23 protein-coding genes are annotated in these 19,692 nt (G+C 69.0%); 20 read left to right on the top strand and 3 right to left on the bottom strand.

Annotated features, from left to right (window positions below):
- Positions 1-94: 94 nt before the first annotated feature.
- Complete coding sequence (locus tag HNP84_RS12210) at positions 95-1,159, top strand: hypothetical protein (RefSeq protein WP_185049793.1); 1,065 nt, start codon at positions 95-97, stop codon at positions 1,157-1,159.
- A gap of 31 nt (positions 1,160-1,190) precedes the next feature.
- Here HNP84_RS12210 and HNP84_RS12205 read toward each other — a convergent pair whose 3' ends face one another.
- Positions 1,191-2,375 carry an FUSC family protein gene (locus HNP84_RS12205; RefSeq protein WP_185049792.1) on the bottom strand — a complete coding sequence of 395 codons (1,185 nt, stop codon included), beginning with the start codon at positions 2,373-2,375 and terminating at the stop codon, positions 1,191-1,193.
- A 175-nt stretch (positions 2,376-2,550) separates the two neighbouring features.
- Here HNP84_RS12205 and HNP84_RS12200 point away from each other — a divergent pair, with 175 nt between their 5' ends.
- Positions 2,551-3,453: an alpha/beta hydrolase family protein gene (locus tag HNP84_RS12200; protein ID WP_376771869.1), complete on the top strand. Its 903-nt coding sequence runs from the start codon at positions 2,551-2,553 to the stop codon at positions 3,451-3,453.
- 105 nt (positions 3,454-3,558) lie between these two features.
- On the opposite strand, the gene HNP84_RS12195 is transcribed toward HNP84_RS12200, so the two are convergent.
- Both HNP84_RS12195 and HNP84_RS12190 read right to left on the bottom strand, forming a co-directional pair.
- Positions 3,559-3,780, bottom strand: coding sequence for an RICIN domain-containing protein (locus tag HNP84_RS12195; RefSeq protein WP_185049791.1), 222 nt, complete (start codon positions 3,778-3,780; stop codon positions 3,559-3,561).
- 113 nt (positions 3,781-3,893) lie between these two features.
- Positions 3,894-5,168 carry a tyrosine-type recombinase/integrase gene (locus tag HNP84_RS12190; protein WP_185049790.1) on the bottom strand — a complete coding sequence of 425 codons (1,275 nt, stop codon included), beginning with the start codon at positions 5,166-5,168 and terminating at the stop codon, positions 3,894-3,896.
- Positions 5,169-5,763: 595 nt separating this feature from the next.
- On the opposite strand from HNP84_RS12190, the gene HNP84_RS12185 reads away from it, so the two are divergent.
- The 18 genes from HNP84_RS12185 to HNP84_RS12100 all read left to right on the top strand — a co-directional run bounded on the left by HNP84_RS12185 (position 5,764) and on the right by HNP84_RS12100 (position 19,460).
- Positions 5,764-6,963 (top strand): hypothetical protein, encoded by a 1,200-nt coding sequence (locus tag HNP84_RS12185; protein WP_185049789.1) that lies wholly within the window; start codon positions 5,764-5,766, stop codon positions 6,961-6,963.
- A 423-nt stretch (positions 6,964-7,386) separates the two neighbouring features.
- Positions 7,387-7,758 carry a hypothetical protein gene (locus HNP84_RS12180; protein ID WP_185049788.1) on the top strand — a complete coding sequence of 124 codons (372 nt, stop codon included), beginning with the start codon at positions 7,387-7,389 and terminating at the stop codon, positions 7,756-7,758.
- 23 nt (positions 7,759-7,781) lie between these two features.
- Positions 7,782-7,928, top strand: coding sequence for a hypothetical protein (locus HNP84_RS12175; protein WP_185049787.1), 147 nt, complete (start codon positions 7,782-7,784; stop codon positions 7,926-7,928).
- Positions 7,929-7,951: 23 nt separating this feature from the next.
- A complete protein-coding gene (locus HNP84_RS12170) occupies positions 7,952-8,518 on the top strand; it encodes a hypothetical protein (RefSeq protein ID WP_185049786.1) in 567 nt (188 codons plus the stop codon).
- Between the two features lie 75 nt (positions 8,519-8,593).
- Positions 8,594-8,986 (top strand): hypothetical protein, encoded by a 393-nt coding sequence (locus HNP84_RS12165; RefSeq protein WP_185049785.1) that lies wholly within the window; start codon positions 8,594-8,596, stop codon positions 8,984-8,986.
- A gap of 150 nt (positions 8,987-9,136) precedes the next feature.
- Positions 9,137-9,838, top strand: a complete 702-nt coding sequence (locus HNP84_RS12160) for a hypothetical protein (protein WP_185049784.1) — start codon at positions 9,137-9,139, stop codon at positions 9,836-9,838.
- Between the two features lie 324 nt (positions 9,839-10,162).
- Complete coding sequence (locus HNP84_RS12155; protein WP_185049783.1) at positions 10,163-10,441, top strand: hypothetical protein; 279 nt, start codon at positions 10,163-10,165, stop codon at positions 10,439-10,441.
- A 16-nt stretch (positions 10,442-10,457) separates the two neighbouring features.
- The gene (locus HNP84_RS12150; RefSeq protein ID WP_185049782.1) at positions 10,458-10,868 is read left to right on the top strand and encodes a hypothetical protein; all 411 of its coding nucleotides are present in this window, start codon (positions 10,458-10,460) and stop codon (positions 10,866-10,868) included.
- Positions 10,865-11,314: a hypothetical protein gene (locus tag HNP84_RS12145; RefSeq protein ID WP_185049781.1), complete on the top strand. Its 450-nt coding sequence runs from the start codon at positions 10,865-10,867 to the stop codon at positions 11,312-11,314. The genes HNP84_RS12150 and HNP84_RS12145 overlap by 4 nt, the downstream gene beginning before the upstream one ends.
- The gene (locus HNP84_RS12140) at positions 11,311-11,490 is read left to right on the top strand and encodes a hypothetical protein (RefSeq protein WP_185049780.1); all 180 of its coding nucleotides are present in this window, start codon (positions 11,311-11,313) and stop codon (positions 11,488-11,490) included. The genes HNP84_RS12145 and HNP84_RS12140 overlap by 4 nt, the downstream gene beginning before the upstream one ends.
- Before the next feature lie 62 nt (positions 11,491-11,552).
- Complete coding sequence (locus HNP84_RS12135) at positions 11,553-11,924, top strand: hypothetical protein (RefSeq protein WP_185049779.1); 372 nt, start codon at positions 11,553-11,555, stop codon at positions 11,922-11,924.
- A gap of 44 nt (positions 11,925-11,968) precedes the next feature.
- Entirely contained in the window at positions 11,969-12,622 is a 654-nt protein-coding gene (locus HNP84_RS12130; RefSeq protein WP_185049778.1) for a hypothetical protein, read from the top strand.
- Between the two features lie 62 nt (positions 12,623-12,684).
- The gene (locus HNP84_RS12125; RefSeq protein ID WP_185049777.1) at positions 12,685-14,232 is read left to right on the top strand and encodes a DUF3560 domain-containing protein; all 1,548 of its coding nucleotides are present in this window, start codon (positions 12,685-12,687) and stop codon (positions 14,230-14,232) included.
- Positions 14,233-14,294: 62 nt separating this feature from the next.
- Positions 14,295-15,470: a hypothetical protein gene (locus HNP84_RS12120; protein WP_185049776.1), complete on the top strand. Its 1,176-nt coding sequence runs from the start codon at positions 14,295-14,297 to the stop codon at positions 15,468-15,470.
- A gap of 154 nt (positions 15,471-15,624) precedes the next feature.
- Complete coding sequence (locus HNP84_RS12115; protein WP_185049775.1) at positions 15,625-17,550, top strand: DNA cytosine methyltransferase; 1,926 nt, start codon at positions 15,625-15,627, stop codon at positions 17,548-17,550.
- A gap of 82 nt (positions 17,551-17,632) precedes the next feature.
- Entirely contained in the window at positions 17,633-18,421 is a 789-nt protein-coding gene (locus tag HNP84_RS12110; protein ID WP_185049774.1) for a hypothetical protein, read from the top strand.
- On the top strand, positions 18,421-19,176 hold the full coding sequence (locus HNP84_RS12105) for a hypothetical protein (RefSeq protein ID WP_185049773.1): 756 nt from the start codon (positions 18,421-18,423) through the stop codon (positions 19,174-19,176). The genes HNP84_RS12110 and HNP84_RS12105 overlap by 1 nt, the downstream gene beginning before the upstream one ends.
- A gap of 11 nt (positions 19,177-19,187) precedes the next feature.
- On the top strand, positions 19,188-19,460 hold the full coding sequence (locus tag HNP84_RS12100) for a hypothetical protein (RefSeq protein WP_185049772.1): 273 nt from the start codon (positions 19,188-19,190) through the stop codon (positions 19,458-19,460).
- The last annotated feature ends 232 nt before the right edge of the window (positions 19,461-19,692 follow it).

The following is a 19,692-nucleotide window of genomic DNA, read 5'->3' as shown; positions in this document are numbered from 1 at the left end:
CGAGGGCGTGCGGGATCGGGGGAGGAGCCCGGGTTCGGCCGAACGCATTGCGGTGGCTTTACCGGACGTGTATCAACATTGCGGGTGATCCGCTTTGATATCCGTCTACGTTGACCTGGCCATCGGCCTGGTGCTCGCCTTCCTGCTGCTCTCGCTGCTGGTCAGTGGGATCAACGAGGGCATGGTCCGGCTGCTGTCCATCCGCAGCAAGTTCCTGTGGGCGTACCTGAAGGACACGCTGGACGGGCCGCCGGCCGAGGGGGAGTCGCACCTGCCCTCCCGGCCGATGGACGTCTTCGCCAGGCTGCCGTTCGCCCGCAAGGGGCGCGACCCCAGGCCGGTGCACGACCCCGAGCCCTCGCCTCCCGTCGTCGAGCCGATGCCGTCCGACGAGGCGCTGCGGGCCGGGGACGAGGCGCCGCGGGTGGACATGACCGCCCGCCTGTACGCGCGGCTGCGCGAGATCGACCACGCCAAGGGCAGGCGGACCAGCATCGCGACCATCCCGCCCAACAGGTTCGGCGTGGCCGTGATGGAGATGGTCTCCGCCGAGCACGGCGGCGTGGAGGGCTTCCTGAAGAAGCTGGAGGAGATCGGCAGCCCGCTGCACGGCCACCTCAGCGGCGTGTGGAAGAGCGCGGCCAACGACCTGGAGCGCTTCCGCAAGGGCACCGAGGAGTGGTTCGACGGCGAGATGCAGCGCCTGAGCATGCTCTACCGCAGGTACGTCCGCTGGGTGGTCGCGCTGCTCGGCCTGCTGGTGGTGCTGGCCTTCAGCATGGACTCCCTCGAATACGCCAAGTCGCTGCTGCGCGACAACGGCTACCGGGCGGGCGTGGCGGCCATCGCCGGCGACTCCGACGGGCTGTCGGCGCTGCGCACCCGGTGCGCCGAGCAGACCGACCCGTACGCGTGCGTGACCGAGTCCTTCAGCTCGCCGGCGCTGGTGCAGATCTTCGACCACTCCATCGTCAGCCTGCGCATGCCCGAGGACGGCGCGCCGGGCATCTCGTGGAACTTCGGCACCTGGGCCGAGCGGATCATCACCCCGGGCCACTGGCCCGGCTTCCTGCTGTCGTTCGTGGCCCTGCTGTTCGGCGCCTCGTTCTGGTGGGACATCCTGCGCCGCCTGACCGGCCTGCGCCGCATCTCGCCGTAGCCGCGTCTCGCCCTGGCCGTGCCGTGCCGGTTCAGGACCGGCGGGCGCGGGCGTTCAGGCCGCGCGGCGTACGGGGGAACCCGCGCCGTACGGGGCGGCGGCGCCGGTTGCGGGCCTGCGCGCGGTGCTCGGAGTCGAACAGGTCCAGCAGCCGGTCCAGGTGCACCAGCAGTTCGGCGTGCAGCCGCCACTCGGGGGAGCGGGCCGAGGTCCACGGCGGCAGCGCCTCGGCGAACTCATCGCGCAGCCCGCGGCCCTCCTGAAGGCGGCTGCGCAGCGACTCGGCGCACGCGCGGGCCTCCTCGTGCGACTCGGCGCGTACCAGGGTGGCGAAGGCGCGTACGATCTCGGCGACCTCGCGCAGCGCGTCGGCGAGCCGCCCGCGTGCCTCGGCGTCGTACACGGCGGCCGAGCCGGGCAGCCGCTCGCGGTCGGCCAGCGAGCGCACCATGCCGCGCAGCGTGAGCGCGGAGTGCTCCAGGGTCTCCAGGCCGCTGCGCAGCGCGATCCCCATCGGGTGCAGCGCCGCCGCGCGCAGGTTGAGCCGCAGGCTCTCCTCGGCCTGGCTCAGCGCCTGGTCGGTACGCTCGATCTCGCCGCCGAGCATCCGCGCGTCGTCCAGCATCTCGGCGAAGACCTCCCCGCCAGGGTGCCCGGCCAGCCGCTCGGCCATCCGGTCGACCATCGCGCCCAGGCGGTCGCCCAGCTCGGCGATGGCCTCCTGGGCGGGCGACATGTGGACGGGGGAGGCGATCAGCCCGGCGACCAGACCGGTGGCCGCGCCGAGCACGGTCTCCAGGATCCGGTCCAGCGCCCCCGCCGGCGTGTGCGCGCCCAGCGCGAAGATCAGCATCGCGCTGATCGGCACTTCGAGCAGGTGGTCGCCGAGCCGCGCGACGTACCCGATGACCAGCGCGGCGGCGATCGTGACGCCCAGCGTCCACCAGGAGAAGCCGAGCGTCGCGGAGACCAGCACGGCGATCACCACCCCGGCCAGCACGCTGAGGATGCGCTCGATGGCGGTGCGGACGGTGCGGTACAGCGTGTACTGCACCACCAGCAGCGCGGTCAGCGGCGCCAGCAGCGGCGGCGCCTGGGCGGCCGGCAGACGCAGGGCCAGGAGGTACGCCGCGACGGCCGTGATCGTGAGCCGGGCGATGAACACCGCCGTCGGCTGGGCACGGAGCGTCGCGAGCAGGATGGGCCGGACTCTCAATGGCGTCTGAGGCATCCTTGGCCCACTAACCGGCGAGCCACGGCTGTATGTCCGCTATAGCCACCTTTTGCGGGATTTTTCGGTGTGAAGGCTGGTGATTCCACCGGTGCACACCACGGGCTGACACAGAGAAAGTGTGCTGCGTAAGTCCCCTCACGAACGGGAGTCAACGGACGTGCAGCCCCCCACTGTCACCCTCCGCCCCTCACGCCCCGGACGCCGCCTCGCCAAGCTGGCCGCCGCGGTCACGCTCGCCCTCGCCGCCGGCACCGCCGCCCACGCCCCCGCCTCCGCCGCGGCGGCGAACCCGTACGAGCGCGGCCCCGCCCCCACCGAGGCGAGCATCGAGGCCGCCCGCGGCCCGTTCGCCACCTCGCAGTTCTCGGTCTCCTCGCTCAGCGTGACCGGCTTCGGCGGCGGCACCGTGTACTACCCGACCAGCACCGCCGAAGGCACCTTCGGCGCCGTCGCGATCTCCCCCGGCTACACCGCGAGGTGGTCCAGCCTGGACTGGCTCGGCCCGCGCATCGCCTCACAGGGCTTCGTCGTCATCGGCATCGAGACCAACACCCTGTACGACCAGCCCTCCAGCCGAGGCCGCCAGCTCCTGGCCGCGCTGGACTACCTGACCCAGCGCAGCAGCGTGCGCGACCGCATCGACCCCAACCGCCTCGCGGTCGCCGGCCACTCCATGGGCGGCGGCGGCAGCCTGGAGGCGGCCGACGATCGCCCGTCGCTCCAGGCGGCCGTGCCGATCGCCCCGTGGAACCTGACCAAGAGCTGGAGCGGCCTGCGGGTGCCCACGATGATCGTCGGCGGCGAGTCGGACAGCATCGCCCCGGTGTCCTCGCACTCGATCCCGTTCTACACCAGCATCCCGGCCTCGGCGGAGAAGGCGTACCTGGAGCTGAACAACGCCAGCCACTTCTTCCCGCAGACCTCCAACACCACCCTGGCCAAGTACATGATCTCCTGGCTCAAGCGGTTCGTGGACGACGACACCCGCTACGAGCAGTTCCTGTGCCCCGCCCCCGACGACATCACCCTGTCGGACTCCCGCCACACCTGCCCGCACTGACCGCGACACCCGCCAGGCCCCCGGCCGCTCCCCCGAGGAGGCGGCCGGGGGCCTGGCCCTGTGCCCTCATCGTCCGTCCGGCGGGGCGGCCGCGATCGTGGGCGCCTATTCCTCCCAGGCGGTGTCCACCAGCCTGAGCCGCCAGATCTGATTGGCGTTGTTCGAGCTCGCGCAGTCGGCCTGGATCACGTTGGCCCCCCAGTCGTGGCTGCGCCAGGCCACGTCCAGGCACTTGGTGTCACCGGTGTGCAGCGGCCGCAGCGTGAACGGGTCGCCGGTGCCGGTCCACCTGGGGCCGCCGGTCCGAGGCCGTCCGGCCGGTGGCACGCGAACGGCCCGGCACCGATCGCGGTGCCGGGCCGTTCGCGTGCGGCGGAACCCGCCGTCACACGTCGTAGGTGTGATCTATACACACCGTTGAGCTGCCAATCCCTTGATCATTAAGGGGTTTGTTCCGGCTCTGTTCCGGTCTCAGTAAGCGCAAGGTCGAATGCCGTGTCGATGGCCTTCCCGGCTCGGTCCTCGCTGCCGTGTATCAAGTGCGTGTAGGTCCGGAGCGTATAGCCAGCATCCTGATGCCCGAGATACTCGGCCAGCGCCTTCGGGGACACGCCGGCGTCGAGCAGCACGCTGGCGTAGAAGTGCCGCAGCGCATGCATGCCGTGCTTGCGGTTCTTCTGGTTGCGGCGCCCCGGTACTCGCGCCTTGAGATCCGCCTGGGTGACCACACCCGCACCCACAAGAGCAGGCTTCCAGACGTAGGTGTTGATGTAGTTGCGGTTCAGCGCCCTGGACTCACGGCTGGTGATGATCAGCGGCAAGGTCACGGGATCTCCGTCCACCTCCTCCCACGGCAGAGTGACCTCCCGGGCCGGGAACAGGCTCAGGTACTCCTCCACGGCCGCGGCCACCGACTCAGGGAGGGGGACCGTCCGCTCGCGATCGTGCTTCGGCAGGCCGAACAGCAGCTTCGCGTTGACCAGCTTCACCTGCTGCCGCACGTGGACGACACCCTTGTCGAAGTCCACGTCGTTCACGGCAAGACCGAAGATCTCGCCCTGGCGAAGCCCGAGGCCGGCACCCAGCGTCGCCATGATCCTGTACCGCGCGGGAAGCACATCGGTCACCGCCAGCACGCGCTCCATCGGCCACGGCACCACCTTCCGTGGTTCCGCCTTGGGCTTCTGGACGGTCTTCGACGCGCACGGATTCTTGGCGATCAAGTCGTTGTCCACGGCGCTCTGCAGGAGCTGTTCGAGGAACGCGAGCACCCGATTGGCCGTGCTTTTCGCCAGTCGCTTCTCAAGCTGCTTGACCCAGGCTCGGATCTCGCTCGGCCGGATCGAGCCGATCTCCCGCTGCCCGAACTTCGGCCTGATGTGCACCCGCCAGTACCCCTCGTAGATCTGCCGAGTGGACGGGTCTGCGGTGAGCGACGCCAGCCAGCCTTCGTCGCCCTCGACGAGGGCGACCAGGCGCGTCTTGCCGCCATTCGGGTCGATGTAGTTCCCTCGCGCCTTGTCGGCCTCCATGAGCGAACCGTGCGTCTCGGCCGCCGACTTCTTCGTGAACGCCTGTGTCTGCTCCCGCCCCTCGGGGTTGGTCCAGACCGCTAACCACCTCTTGCCCTTCCCGTGGCGCGCGGTCGGTTCTCGCTTCGTCTTGCCGTCCGGGGTCTTCACGGTCTTGAACCACAGGTCCTTGACGCGGGCCATCGTTCTTCTCCTGAGGGGGTTGTGGCCGGCCGCAGCGGGCTGCTCCGTCTGGCGTTTCGCCTGGTACTGAGCCTGCGGGGCTCGCGCGATTCGCCGTCTGTGGAGGTCACCTCTCGCGCTTGCTGATCTTCACGACCGCGTCTCGTGCGAGCGCATGCGACGCGCTATCGTGTGACTGACGCGTCTGACGCGTCAAGTTCTACTATTTGTATAGCACGAGACCACCGGCACGGGTCCGAGAAGCCCACGCCGTCCAATCCCTCAGCGGGGCGGGCCGGGGGAGCAGCATCCATGCCCGCATCCGAGCCGCCTGCCCCAGGAGTCGCCCGGGCCAGACAACAAGAAAGGCGCCCCCCGCGAAGCGGAGAGCGCCTAACCCACATCACCAACGACACCGCACCCCTGACCGGCTCCAAGGATGGTCGCCGACGAGCCGATCGGGTGGGTGCCACAGAAATGCTTGGAGCCGAAGATATCACCTCGCCAAGCGTTCGCCCCGGCGCGCCCGAACCTCTGGGCCGCGCTCCAGTCGGACGCCTCACAACCCTCACTGATTCCGTCCCGTGCGGCGGTCCTGTCGGCCGTCCCTGCTGGCATGCGCCGCGCTCCCTCTCAGCAAGACTTCCGCCGCGCCGTCAAGGAGCACCCCGACGCTTTCGCGTTGAAGTGCCACGCCTACCGGAACCTGACCGAGGTGGCCGATGCATTGGCCAACTGGGCCGACTGGACAACGATGACCACCCGTCCGACCGAGCAGCGGATCGCGGACGATCTCGACCTGGCGCTGTCCACCGTGAAGCGCTGGATCCGGTGGCTGCGCGAGCGCGGCTTCCTCGGCGTCGTGGAAGAGGGCACGACGAACCGGTACCGCAGGGGAAACCGGTGCGGCCTCGGCGACGACGGTCTGGGGAACCGGGCGGCGGTGTGGGTGCTGTGCGTTCCGGCTCCGGAGTTGGACGAACACGACGCGCGCACCGACAAAACGACAACTGAACCCCCCTCCTGTACTTCCCGTAGGGGAGTACAGGAAGGTCCTACGCGCGCGCGCGAGGAAAGATCATCTTCCCGCCGCAGGAACCGAATCTCGACGACGGGCGAACTCGCCGCCACGCCGGGGACCCGCAGACACGAGCGAAAGCAGGCCCTTCAGGTCGCCGAGAAGATCCACGACGAGAGCACCACGCTGCGCCGGTTGTCGCCCTGGTACATCCGGCACCTGATCAGGGACTACGTCACTGCCGGATGGACCGCCGACGACGTGATGCACGCCCTGGACCACAAGCCGGACGGCTCGGCCTGGACCTACACCTGGACCAGCCGCGACCAGATCCGCAACGTCCCCGGCTGGGTCCGGTTCCGGTTGTCGGCGTGGCTGGACGAGCACGGCCGGCCCCTGCCCGGCAAGTCGCAGCGGCTCGCGGCTGCGGCCGCCGAGCTTCGCGCAGAGCAGGTGAGGATGCGTGAGCGGTTCGCGCTGGCCGGAGTTGCGAGCGCGTCGTACTCCGACCAGGCCGCGCGTGCCCGGGAGTTGCTGGTGCGTTCCTCTCCGGCGGCCGCTCGGGCGATGCGTGTCCGAGGCCGGGAGGCTGCGCGACCGCGCGAGGCGGGGGATGAGCGTCGCTGGGGCCGGATCGACCAGCAGGCGCGCGAGGAGATCGCGAGGCGGCCCCGGCTTGTCGAGGCGTTGCCGCTGGTCGAGCAGCCGGTGGTGGACGAGGTGGCGGAGCGGCGGCGGGTCTCGCTGGCGCGGGCGCGGATGCGGGCCCGCGCGCACCGACAAAACGACAAATCCTGATCTACGTCGTAAAGCCGGGAGGTGGGGGCGATGAAGGTCCAGAACCCGTGCTGTGTACGCGTCAGATCAACGGAGACGCGCGTCTAGGGTGCATCCGGTACATCTGACGCGTCACATGCTTTGGGACGCTAAGGATGCGTCTGACGCGTTAATCGAATCGTTATGAGGATAAGGGATCACCGCACCCCTTAATGTCTAGGTCGCTCTCCTGAACGTGTTAGCGTCGAAGACGTACCACCACGAAACACCGACCCTGACAAGGCGAAACGCCAGACAGGACGCCGCCGCCGACACCACCGCCCGGCTGGACAGGCTCGACAAGACGTGCCGATAGCGGCACCGCAATCAACAAGCAGGCTCCGGCCCCGCGACCGCCACGGTCGCGGGGCCGCTGCATGTCACAAGGGAAACGACATGGACGCCATGACCACCCGAACGCACACCGAACTGCTCGCCGCAGTCGAGGGAATTTGCAACGCGGGCGGCACCACCAGCCAGATGCTCGCCACCATCGCCCGCATGCTGACCGACCCGGCCACCCCCGAGCAGTACGAGGACATCCTGTACGCCGTCACTCGGACGGCCGCCCACCACTTCGCCTACGAGAAGGACACCGGTCCAACGCACTACGCGGACGACGCCACGTACGACGACCTCACCCCCGAAGGCCAGATGGTCGTCATCCGGCGCGTCATCTCCGACTTCGGCGTGCGGCTCCAGCCGGCCACTACGCCCACCGCCCTGGCCCGCAAGACGACGGACGGCAAGACCGTCTGCGCCAACACCGGCCACTGAGCCCGCACGGAAGGACCACGAAGATGCGCGACCTGATCGACCTGCCCGAGGGCTGGGAGTGGAGCGTCTACGGCGACACCCCTATCTGCCCGGACGGTTACGAGATCGAAGTGGACGGCACCTGCCCGGACGGGCACATCTCGCCCCTGCTCGACATGGGCCTCATCTGACCCCGCCACCCGAACGGAACGTCATGGACACCACCACCCGCGGCATCGCCGAAGACCTACTTCTCATCCTGCGCCGCCTCAACCAGGCCGATGACCAGAAGCTTGCCCGTGACCCCGGCCCGTACGGGCATACCCGGCACGCCCTCATCACGATCCTGGAGACCGCTGACTGGGGCCCCGCCCACGCCAACGAGGCGATCCTGCACGCGATGCAGGAAGGCTCGACGCTGTTCGACGCCATGCTGGCCACGCGTGTCGGTGAATGCGGTACCGCTAACGTCGCAACTCCGGTGAACGCCCCTCTGTCGGAGATCAGCGACGAGCTGGCGCAGCAGATCGCCAACGCGATCGGCGAGCACTTCGGCGCCGACCGCGACTACTGGCCGCAGGTCATGGACGCCGACTGGGATAGCGGTGGTGGCCGCGTCATCGTCTGGATGGACGGCCTGCCCGACTGGGCGTTCCTGGCCTGCGACGGCGGAACGTCCGACTATGCGCCGATCGAGTACGCGTCGCTTCCGCTGCCTGCGGGCGTGTGGGCCGAGGTGATCAACCCGCAGGCCCTGCGCATCCTGCCCAACCCCCGCTGAGCACTCCAGCGGCGGGGCCAGCCACAGGCCCCGCCGCCCACTGACCTATCACCACAACCCCGGGAGGGGACCTCGATGATCACCGCCTCGTACCTGCACAACCAGATCAAGGAGTTCCGCAGCGGCGGCGAGGTGCTGCGCTGGCTCGCGGCGAACACCCAACAGCACGGCTGGCGGCGCACGGTGGACGGCTACTGGCTGACCGCGCCTGAGGACCACGGCGACTACTGGCTGTGGGAGCGCACGCACCTGCGCCTGTCGCCGGAGGATTACGCCCGCGTCTACCGCCTGCACCGGCGCTACCTGGCGTACTGCCGCCACATGGAGGAGGTGGACCCGGACTGGCAGGACGGCAAAAGGACCTACTGGGGCGACAACTCCGTGGACATGGTCCAGAACAGCCGCAAGTACCCCGGCCTCACCCGCACTGAGCAGCTCGTCCCGCCCCACGGAGACGCCTGCTTCTAGCCCCTGCAACGCGATGGCCGGGCCCGCCACGGCCCGGCCATCCCAACACCACAAAAGCCCCGGGGCCTCTCGTAGCCACAACGAGGTCCCAGTGCCTTTCAGCGTAATGCACCCATCCGGTCTATTTCAGCCGCCAGCAACGGAGGAACTGTGAAGCACGTCGTCGCGGCCGTCCGCCGCTACCGCATGGAACTCCCCGGCCACGAGTGGTTCGCGCCACGCACCACCGACAACCTCAACCAGGTCGTGGACTCCATCCGCCTGGCTCGTCTCGCTGGCCTGCCGCTCGTCGTCTCGCTCACGGCGCTCACGGTGGAGCGGGTGCCAGCCTGCACATGGTGCCGTGCCCGGCCGCGTGTGTTCGAGTACGACTGCGACGGGCCGTACATGTCGTCGAACTGCGGCTCCTCCCAGTGCGCCGAGGCCCGCCACCTCGCCTACGAGGGCGTCATCGCCTACCCCTCCTACCGGCGCAGCGACCAGCAGCTACGGCTCGTCAAGCCTGTCCGGGTTCACAGCTCGGACGACCCAATACCGGGCGTCGTGACGGTGGACGAGGACGACGAGATCACGTGCCTGTGCGGCAACGTCTCCTCGTTCGCAGGGTTCCACCCCTGCCTCCCCGGCGGCGCCCTGGTTGAGCGCGATGAGCCGACCGGCCTGTTCTGGTGCGGCGGGGGCGGATGCCCCGGCGTCATCGTCGATTGCCGCCGCCTCGACGACATCGAGCCCGAGGAGAGCGTCACCGACGCCTTCCCCGTCGAGATTCAAGACCAGTGCAACGACTGCGAGGCGCGCTGGGACGCGCCCCCGCAGGAACACGCCTTTTCTTGCTCCGTCAACTGGCGGTAGCCGATCCCGTCCGCCCCGCGGCCGCCCTACCTATCTCGTCTACGGAGGACGCCTGTGCTGCGAAACGACCAGCTCGACCAGGAACGCGGCTACGCCTACATGGCGGTCAGCCCGAACGGCGGAGGCAACGTCTACGTCACCGGCCGCCCCTGCATCACTGTGCGCCCCCTCAGCCCGACCCCAACAACCGGCACCCCGTGCCCTGCGAATGGGCACGGGCGCACGCCTGGAACACCGCCCGCAATTGGGGCACGGGCGCCCACGTCCGCCGCATCCCCATCACCGACCTCCCGCCCGAGCTCCGACCCTGAAAGGACTCGCTCCATGCCCATGCGGCCGAATCGCACCGCAGCGCAGATCATCAACCGGCTCCGCGAGGCCGGGTTCACCGTGAACATCCCCGACGAGCCGTACCGCCGCATCTACCAACTCCGGCTGTCCCGCGGCCTGTACTTCGGCACCCTCGACATCTCCGCCGACAAGGGGCGCGCCCTGCGGATCTCGCTGACCTGGCAGCCGAACGGCTCCAACCGGAAGGGCAGCGGTGCGTCCGAGATCATCGGCGTCCTCAACTGCCTGCCCGAGCACGGCTGGGCCAACTGAAAGGACTGCACTCCTAATGACCAGCACCGTTACCGGGTTGCTGCTCACCACGGACCTCAACCAGGGCGACCGTGTTCCGCTGCTGCTGGCCGACGACGGAGACCGGCTCGACCACTCATACCTGTCGGGTGTGCTCACCCTCGGCGACGGCGACACCGACCGCGAGATCTGCGAGGTCGAGGAGTACCCCGGCGTCCGTCTCCTCGTGGGCCGGCTGGCCCGCCCCGGCGACCGGCAGCGCAACCAGATCGCTGGGCTGGTCCTCGACCAGTACTTCCGGCCTGCCGCCAACCGGTGGTGGCTCGACCTACACGGCGGCGTCGTCATCACCGGCCTGTGCCACTGCGGCTGCCCCTGCGACCTACCCGATCCCGTCTATGACACGGCACGTTCCGTGTCCGACTCGATCCCGAGAGGAAACCGATGACCAGGAAACCACGGCCCGCCGTCAACCCGAACACCAGCCACAGCCTCATCACCGCGAAGGCGCACCTGTGCGGATGGGCCATCGCCACCTGCCCGACGTATACGGAAGGTGTCACTGAGCTGGCCCTGACCCGCGACGACTGGAAGATCTTCGTCGGGTTCCAGGCGGGGACGGCGTTCGCGGCCGCCATCCTGTACCCCGGCCAGACCCACCCAGCGGGCATTCTGTCGCTCGGGCTGCTGACCCGCTACCTGCGGGGCAACCGGAAGCAGATGTCAGCCTTCCGCCGTGGCCAGCGGGTCATCGTCGGCGACCAGGCCGGGGTGGTGCAGGACATTATCCCCGACGACGAGGTGAAGGTCCGGCTCATCGTCGTTTACGACGGCGGCGGTGTCGGCGAGCCGTACACCACGCACGTCCGCGCCGAGGAAGAGGCGCCGGTGTGAGCGGCCTTACCGCGACCGACCAACCGCTCACGGCAGACGACGTCCTCACGGCCAAGGACGGCCAGTACATCGTCCTCCAGGTCCGCGAGGAAGGCCGCCTGATAAAGGCCCGCCACATCACGACCAACAGCATCTGGCACCTGGTCCCGCACGCCGGAACCTGGGCCAGGCTCTAATCCTGCATCGGCCCCGCCCTGGTAGCGGGGCCGATAGCGGATTCGCAATCAACGGAGGAACGTTGACCGACACCATCCCCCCGGGCGGCACCGAGTGCCCGAAGTGCGGGGAGAACACGCACATCATCACCCTCGGCGGCGCCCACGGCACGGTCGTCTCGGCCTGCTGCGAGGCCGTCATCCCCGAGATGAACGACGAACTGCCCGTGCTCATCTACGACGGCAAGCTCATCTGCCCCTACGGCGACTGCGGCGCCGCAGACGAAATCGTCGAGCTCGACGTGGCCACCCGGGAGAACGCGCTGTCGATTTCAGACGACGGCAAGATCAGCGCGCACCTGGGCGACAGCACCTTCGAGAGCGACGGCTTCGAATGCAGCCAGTGCCGCCGGCCGGTCTCCATGCCGGACGGCTACGAGATCACCCACGCCTGACCGCTGATAGCGGAATCGCAATCAACACCACAGGAGAACGCCACATGGCATCCGCCACGAAGAAGCCCCGCAAGCGCCGCCGCGTCACGCAGGCCATGAAGGACCGCGACACCGCCAGCCGCACGGCGGCGAACGAGACCCTGCACGCCTACGCGGTGGCGTGCCTGTCCGACCCGGCCGAGCTGGAGCAGTTCCGCTCGATCGCCGCGAGCATCGGCTGGAAGTACGACCCCGCCAGCGACGACCCCGGCTACTCGCTGCAGAACGTCGCGCTGCTGGCCGCTCAGCGCCGCCCGCTCACCCACTGCGGCGGCTTCGACTACTGGCTGGCGCAGGGCCGGATCGTGGCCGAGGGGGAGAGGTCCCTCGGCACATTCCGGCACATCGGCCGGAAGAAGAACGAGGAGCAGGCCAAGGAGGAGGAGCTGGCCAAGGAGGGCTGGCAGTCCACCAAACCGCGCCGCCCCCGGTACTACATGAAGAAGGGCACGTTCGACGTGTCCCAGACCGTGCCGCGCGAGCGGTGCCCGCACTGCGGCACTGCCCCGGCCGGTCCTGAGGACCGCACCACACAGTGCCCGCCTACGTGCGCCGTGTTCGCGCCCCGGCCCGGCTCCAAGCCGCCTCGCGCACTCGCCGTCGAGCTGATGCAGGCCCAGCTCCAGGACGCCGAGGACGAGGGCGAGGCCGACCAGTGATCACGATCAAGCACACCCACGAGGACGGCACGCTCATCTACGGCTCGTCCAAGGGCGACGGCGTGTACGAGATCGTCCGCAAGTGGGAGAACGGCCGTTTCACGTTCTTCCCCTCCATCGGCATGATCGGGCTCCGCCACTCGCGCGACCGTGTAGCCGACCGGTGGGCGATCAACAAGGCGGCCAAGGCCCTGAAGGCGGCCGGGTTCGAGGTCGAGGTCGAGATCGACGACACCCCGCGCGACCGCGCCCAGGTCCTCGCCGACAAGGCAGACCGCTTGGAAGACCGGCGGCACGCGCTCGCAGCGAAGGCCGAACGCCACGCCGGCCGGGCGGCCGCCGCCGCGGAGCGGGCGAACGATCTGTCGGAGCGGTTCGCGGGCGGGCAGCCCATCCTCCTCGGGCACCATTCCGAGCGCGGCGCGCGGCGCGACCAGAAGCGCATGGACACCGCCATGCGGAAATCCGTGGAGGAGGACACGGCCGCGCAGCAGGCCGCCCGCCGCGCCAACGCAGTGGGCAAGCAGGCCGCCTACTCGGCGCGGCCGCGCGTCACCGCCCGCCGCATCAAGAAGCTGGAGGCAGACCTGCGGCGGGTGCAGCGCGGCCTCGACGGCTATGAGCGGGTGTTCCGCAATCACCGAGGCGAGCCGTACTACATCGAGAAGCACGAGCCCGCGACCGGGCAGCACCGCGAAAGGCTCCTCGCCGAGCAGGCCCACATCGAGAACCAGCTCGCCTACGAGCGGCAGCAGCTCGCGGCTGCCACGCAGGAGGGCGAGTTCGTCGAGTGGGGCAAGCACAACATCCACGTCGGCGACCGGGTGTGGGCATGGGGGTACAACGGCCTCGCCGTCAAGACCAACCCCACGACGGTCCGGCTGGACTTCCGGGACCACTGGCAGCCGAAGGTGCCGTACACCGACATCCTGCAAGTCGAATGCCCGCACGGCGACAAGCCCAGCCTGGCGGGCGTATCCGAGCCAGCCCGTGCCCAGCCGGCTCGGCCCAAGGTCAAGGTGCCGAAGCTCGACACCGAGCAGCTTCAGGCAGCCGCGCGCAGGGCAAGCAGCGTGCGCGTCGGCCGCGACCGGGAAGCGTTCGTGTCCCCGCCCGCTGTGGTGGACAAGCTCATGGAGTTGGCCGATATCCAGCCCGGCATGGCCGTCCTCGAACCCTCGGCGGGCACCGGCAATATCGCGGCGGCTGCCGTAGAGCGGGGCGCGGTCGTGGACTGCGTCGAGATCGAGCACAGCCTGGCGAACCTCCTCGTCGAGCGCGTCCCCGGGGTGAACTGCGTCCGCCGTCAGGACTTCCTCGACCTGGAACAGGTCGAGCAGGAGGCGTACGACCGGATCGTGATGAACCCGCCGTTCTCCGGCGGTAAGGACATCGCGCACGTCACCCACGCGCTGCGCTTCCTCAAGCCCGGCGGTCGTCTCGTCGCAGTAATGGGCTCCTCGGTGATCTTCCAGCAAACCAAGGTGGCCGAACGGTTCCGTGCCCTGGTGGAGGAGCACGGCGGCGAGTTTGAGCCGCTGCCCGCGGGCTCGTTCGCTCCGGCGACCGACGCCAACACGGTCGTCGTAGTCATCCCCGCCCAGGACTAATTCGCCGCTCATCGGCCCCGCCCGTACTGGGCGGGGCCGCGTCCCCAGAACGGAGACACCATGTGAAGATCGTGCTGTCCTACGGCCTCGGCGCCGACAGCACGGCGATCCTGCTCCGCTGGCTAATCGAACCCGCCACCCGCACTTTCGACCTGGCAGACCTCATCGTCGTGTCCGCACAGACCGGCGACGAATGGAGCGAAACCGGACACCTCGTCGAGCAGTACGTCTACCCGCTGCTCGCCAAGCACGGCATCCGCACCGTCCAGGTCGCGCGGAAAAGCAAGAGCCAGCGCGACGGCATCGTGATCCTCGACGACACCCGCACCCCGACCCGCTGCTACGTCACCGGCGCCTACAAGCTCAGCGACGAGCTGATCGACGTCGCCACCGTTCCACAGACCGGCGGCAAGCGGCTGTGCTCCTTGAAGTCCAAGGGCTGGCCGCTGGACACGTTCATCGCCGAACTCACTAAGGGGGAGGACTTCGTCCACGTCGTGGGCTACGAGTCCGACGAGCTGTCCCGCATGCTCGGTGACGCTCAGGTCGTGGGGCTGCCCGGCCGCATCCCGACCTACCCGCTCATCGAGTGGGGTTGGGACCGGGCCACGTGCGAACAGTACATCCACGACCAGCTCGGCGTGTGGTGGCCGAAATCGGCATGCGTCCAGTGCCCCTACGCCCTCGCCACGGCGGCCGGCCGTGCGCGCACCATCCCACGGTTCCTCGCCCACCCCGACGAGGCGATGCGGACGCTCACGATGGAGTACCTGGCCGTAGCGATCAACCCACGGCAGGGCCTCATCGGTGGGCGCCAGCTCCTCGACGAACTGGAGGCGACCGAAGGAAGCGGGCCGCTGCTCGACCAGTTCGAGCAGCACCTGGACAGCCTGCCCTGGGCAATCTATGACGTTCGGCGCGCCTTCCGCGCCCACCCGGACGACATGATGCGCCCAGCCAACGCCGCCCGCTCCCTCACCCGCGTCCATGAAGGCACCCGCGGCGACATGATCGGCGGGGTCCGCTTCATGGCCACCCTCCTACACCCCCTCGGGGCACGGCTCGAAACGGGCCGACACCACCGGCTGTGGCTGCACGAACGCAACCTCTACTACCCGTGCGTGGAGCAGCTCGTCGCCGCAGCTCCCGCGCTGGCGTCCGACAAGACCAACAAGACCTTCTCCAGCGCCTGGCGGGCCGGGCTCGAAGGCCCCGCCCAGCTCTCGCTGTCCTTCTAACCCCTCGCTATTCGCGGAAGGCGAAACCCTTGATGAACGACCACACTGTGGTGCCTGCTGCCCAAAAACACGAGCAGGGCGAAGTAGCCAAAGCGGTCAAGCAGGTCCGTGCTGCGCGGGTCGCCGCCGAGGAGTCTGCCCGCAGGGAGCGCGGGTGCTGAACCGGCTCTTCCCCAGTTCAATCGACGTTGCCGAGATGTTCGCGGGCGGTGGCGGCTCCGGAACCGGCATCGCCGCCGTCCCCGGAACCGAGCTGAAGTTCGCCGCCAACCACGCGAAGCCCGCCAAGTGGACCTACGTCAAGAACCACCCCAACGTTGACTTCTGGCTCGGCGACGTCCAGGCAGCCGACGCCATCGAGAAGTTCCCCTACGCCAGCTTCTTCTGGGCGTCGCCAGCGTGCCCGGCGTTCAGTACCGCATCAGGGGAGACGCGGTACTTCGACAAGGAAAACCAGATGGCCCTCTGGGCCGACGACCTGGACAACCTGACCGAGCATCAGAAGACCAGGATCCGAAGCCGCGCGCTGATGGAAGAAGTCGTCACCTACCTGCGGCATTGCCAGGAGAAGCACGGCAAGCCGGTGCTCGGGTTCGGTGTCGAGAACGTGGTGCAGGCCCGGCTGTGGGCGCACTGGGACCGGTGGGTCCGGGAGCTGCGGAAGCTCGGCTACATCATCCAGCTCCACGCCGTCAACGCCGCGCACGTGCAGGGCCGGACCACGCTGCCCACCCCGCAGTCACGTGACAGGCTGCTCGTGTCCGGCATCCATGAGTCCGTGGGCCGCAGGCCGAACTACCGCAAGTGGTTCGACCCGTACGCCTACTGCCCCCGCCACGGAGGATGGGTGCAGGCTGTCCGGGCGTGGAAACGTCCCGGCGTGGACATGGGCGTCTACGGCATCAAGAACGGCCAGTACGTGTGGGTGTGCCCCGAGCTGGCGTGCCAAGGGCAGCTCATCGAACCGCCCGTTCTCCCAGCCGCGTACGCGATCGACTGGACCGACCTCGGCACTCCGATCGGGTCCCGCAAGAAGACCAAGAAGAAGCCGGAGGGCTTGGCACCCAAGACGATCGCGCGCATCCGCGCCGGAGTCGAGGAGCACTGGATCAAACCGTTCACCGTCCCTGCCGGCGGCACATGGAACGACGGGCCCAGGGGAGTGGACGAGCCGATCCCCGCGCTCACCACGCGCGAGGCGAACGCCCTCGTGGTGCCGTGCGAAGGCCGCGACGGCAAGGTGGCGCGCCCGGTCAGCCTGCCGAAGCGGACCAGCACCACTCGGCACGAGGACGGCATCGCGTTCGACCCCGGCACCCAGCCAGGCGTATTCCCGGCGTTCCTGTCGCTGATGCGGTCGGACCGGGCGCGGAACACGAATCCGTCCAAGGACCCGCTGGCCACCCTGGTGGCGGAGGGCTCCAACCACGGACTCGCCAGCCACCCCGACCTGCCGGACATGGAGGACGGGATGCTGCCGCTCGTGTTCCCCATGCGCGGCGGCGGTGACGCGCTCCGATCGAGGCCAGCGTTCGTGGACCCGGCGCACGCGGTCACGGCCGGCGGCTACCATCACGGGCTCGGCGTACCGCCGGGCTGGGAGCCTCCGCCCTCGTTCCTCATGCGCAACAACGGATCGAAGGGGGACGGGCGCGAGCACTGCACCCCGACCAGCGAGCACATGCGCACGGTCACCACTACCGGGCATCAGTCGCTCGTCACCGCACCGCCCGGCCTGCGCATGCCCCAGCCGCTGCTGATGGCGTACTACGGCAGGGGCGGCGTGCAGGGAGTGGACGAACCGATGGGAACCCTGCCGACCCGCGACCGATGGGCACTGCTCACCCCAGACGGCCGAATCGACGTGTCGTCCATCCTGTTCCGGATGCTCAAGCTCGCCGAGCTCCGGCGTGCGCAGTCGTTCCCGGACGACTACGTGTTCGTCGCCGACCGATCGCGAGACAAGGTCAAGCTCATCGGCAACGCGGTCCCGCCACCCATGGCCGAGATCCTGACTTGCGCCGTAGTGGAGGCGATTCTCGGGATCGAGCTGGACCGGTTCGCCCCCCTCGCCGCCTAACCGTCAATAGCGAAACCGCAATCGGCGGCGCCGCACCAGCGGGGCCGCCAACGCCCTCCCCCCGACCATCGAGGAGACCGTCATGGCCACCCGTCACGTCGTCCAGATGAGCGGCGGCATCGGGTCGTTCTGGGCCGCGAAGCGCGTCGCCGCCCAGCACGGCACCGACAACCTGGTCCTGCTGTTCGCCGACACCCTGGTCGAGGACGAAGACCTCTACCGGTTCATGAACGACGCCAGCGCACACCTGGGCGTCGCACCGACCATCGTCCAGGACGGCCGCACGCCGTTCGAGGTGTTTTTCGACGTCAAGTGGCTCGGCAACTCCCGGCTCGCACCGTGCAGCAAGCACCTCAAGCAGGTGCCCTGCCGCAAATGGATGACGGACCACTGCGACCCCGCCAACACCATCGCCTACGTCGGGTTCGACCACGCAGAAACTCGACGTCTGCCCGGCACCGTGAACGGCTGGTCGCCGTGGCGTGTCGAATTCCCAATGCGCTCAGAGCCCCACTGGTCCAAGGACCGAATGCTCGACGAGTGCAGGGCTCTCAGCATCGCCGTGCCCCGGCTGAACGAGCTGGGCTACGAACACAACAACTGCGGCGGCCTGTGCGTCCGCGCGGGCCGCGAGCAATGGCTGCTCACGCTGGAGGTCTTCCCGGCGCGGTACGCCTACGCCGAAGAGTTGGAGGAGAAGTTCCGCGCCACCCACGACAAGAACGTGGCGATCCTGACCGAGACCGTCGCGGGGGTGAAGTACCCGCTGACGCTCGCGGAGCTGCGCCGCCGGTACGAGGCCGGTCTCGTTCGCCGCCGCAAGAAGGTCCGGCAGGCCAGGCTGTTCGACACCGCGGCGGCAGGCTGCTGATGCACGCCCCGCTCTACCTGGCCCCACCCAGCACCGACCGGATCCGTGAGCACATCCACGCGGGCCGGCTCGGCGCCATCGTCACCCCATCCTCCGGAAACCGCGTGCCAGAGGACGGCTGGTGGGCCGCCGACTCCGGAATTTTCGGCAAGAAGTACGTCGGCGACGAGGCGTACATGGACTGGCTGGAGGACCGCCGCGAGCACGCCGACCGGTGCCTGTTCGCGACCGCGCCCGATGTCCCCTTCAACGCCTTCGCCACGATCAACCGGTCATACCCGTACCTGCAACGCATCCGCCAGATGGGCTACCCCGTCGCGCTGGTCGCCCAGGACCACCTGGAATTCTGCAACTGGTGGCGCTGGGAGGACTTCGACTGCCTGTTCATCGGCGGCTCGACGTCTTGGAAGCTCAGCCCCGCGGCCGCAGTACTGGCGCGCGCCGCAGGCGCCGCCGGGCTGTGGGTCCACGTCGGCCGGGTCAACTCGTTCAAACGCCACCGGTACGCCGCGCTCGCGATGGACGCCGACTCGGCGGACGGAACGCTCCTCACCAACGGCCCCGACAAGCATCTGCCGTCAGCCCTGCGCTGGACGTGGCACCTGCTGCGGGATGACGCGCCGTCCCTCGTGGACCCGGACGACCTCACCGACCACCCCTACGACGCCCGCTACGACCTCGGGTGCGTGCGTCCGGCCGAGGTCCCGCCCACCCCCACTCCTGAACCCGAAGTCGAACAATTCGCCCTGTTCTGAAAGGACCCCTGATGGTTACGTGCTTCCACTGCCGTGAACCGCTCGACCAGTGCAGGCGCGCCCTGCTGCAGGACGCCACCGATAAGGCGGTCAGAGAGATCGGCTTCGCCGCGCTCGTCGCCGAGTCCGACGAGGACCAGGCCGTGCAGGCCGTCTCCGCGTGGGACGCCGCCCGCGCGGTCAACGACCTGGTGGACCTGATCGTCGCCCAGAACTACGGCATCGACGTAGATGAGGCGTACGAGCGGGCCCGCGCGCTCATCGAGGAGGCCGCCTGTGCCTAGCGGCAAGCTGGCCTGCACGCCGAAGCCGAACGCGTTTGAGGTCGCGGTGGGCTGGTGGCGAGCGTGTCGCCGCTGATGACGCCTATGCCGTTGGGGGCAGAGGAGTAAGGGCCGTACCGACGAACTGGGGCTCGGTCAAGGGATGCAGGGTACCGGGCCATGGTTGGTGTGCGGCGGGGAGGTGGGGCCGGCTGAATGGCCGAAGGTCACCCGTAGGGCTGCGAAGCAGTTC

This window comes from Thermocatellispora tengchongensis, from assembly GCF_014202315.1.
Lineage (GTDB): Bacteria > Actinomycetota > Actinomycetes > Streptosporangiales > Streptosporangiaceae > Thermocatellispora > Thermocatellispora tengchongensis.
This window is presented reverse-complemented; position numbering and strand designations above follow the sequence as displayed.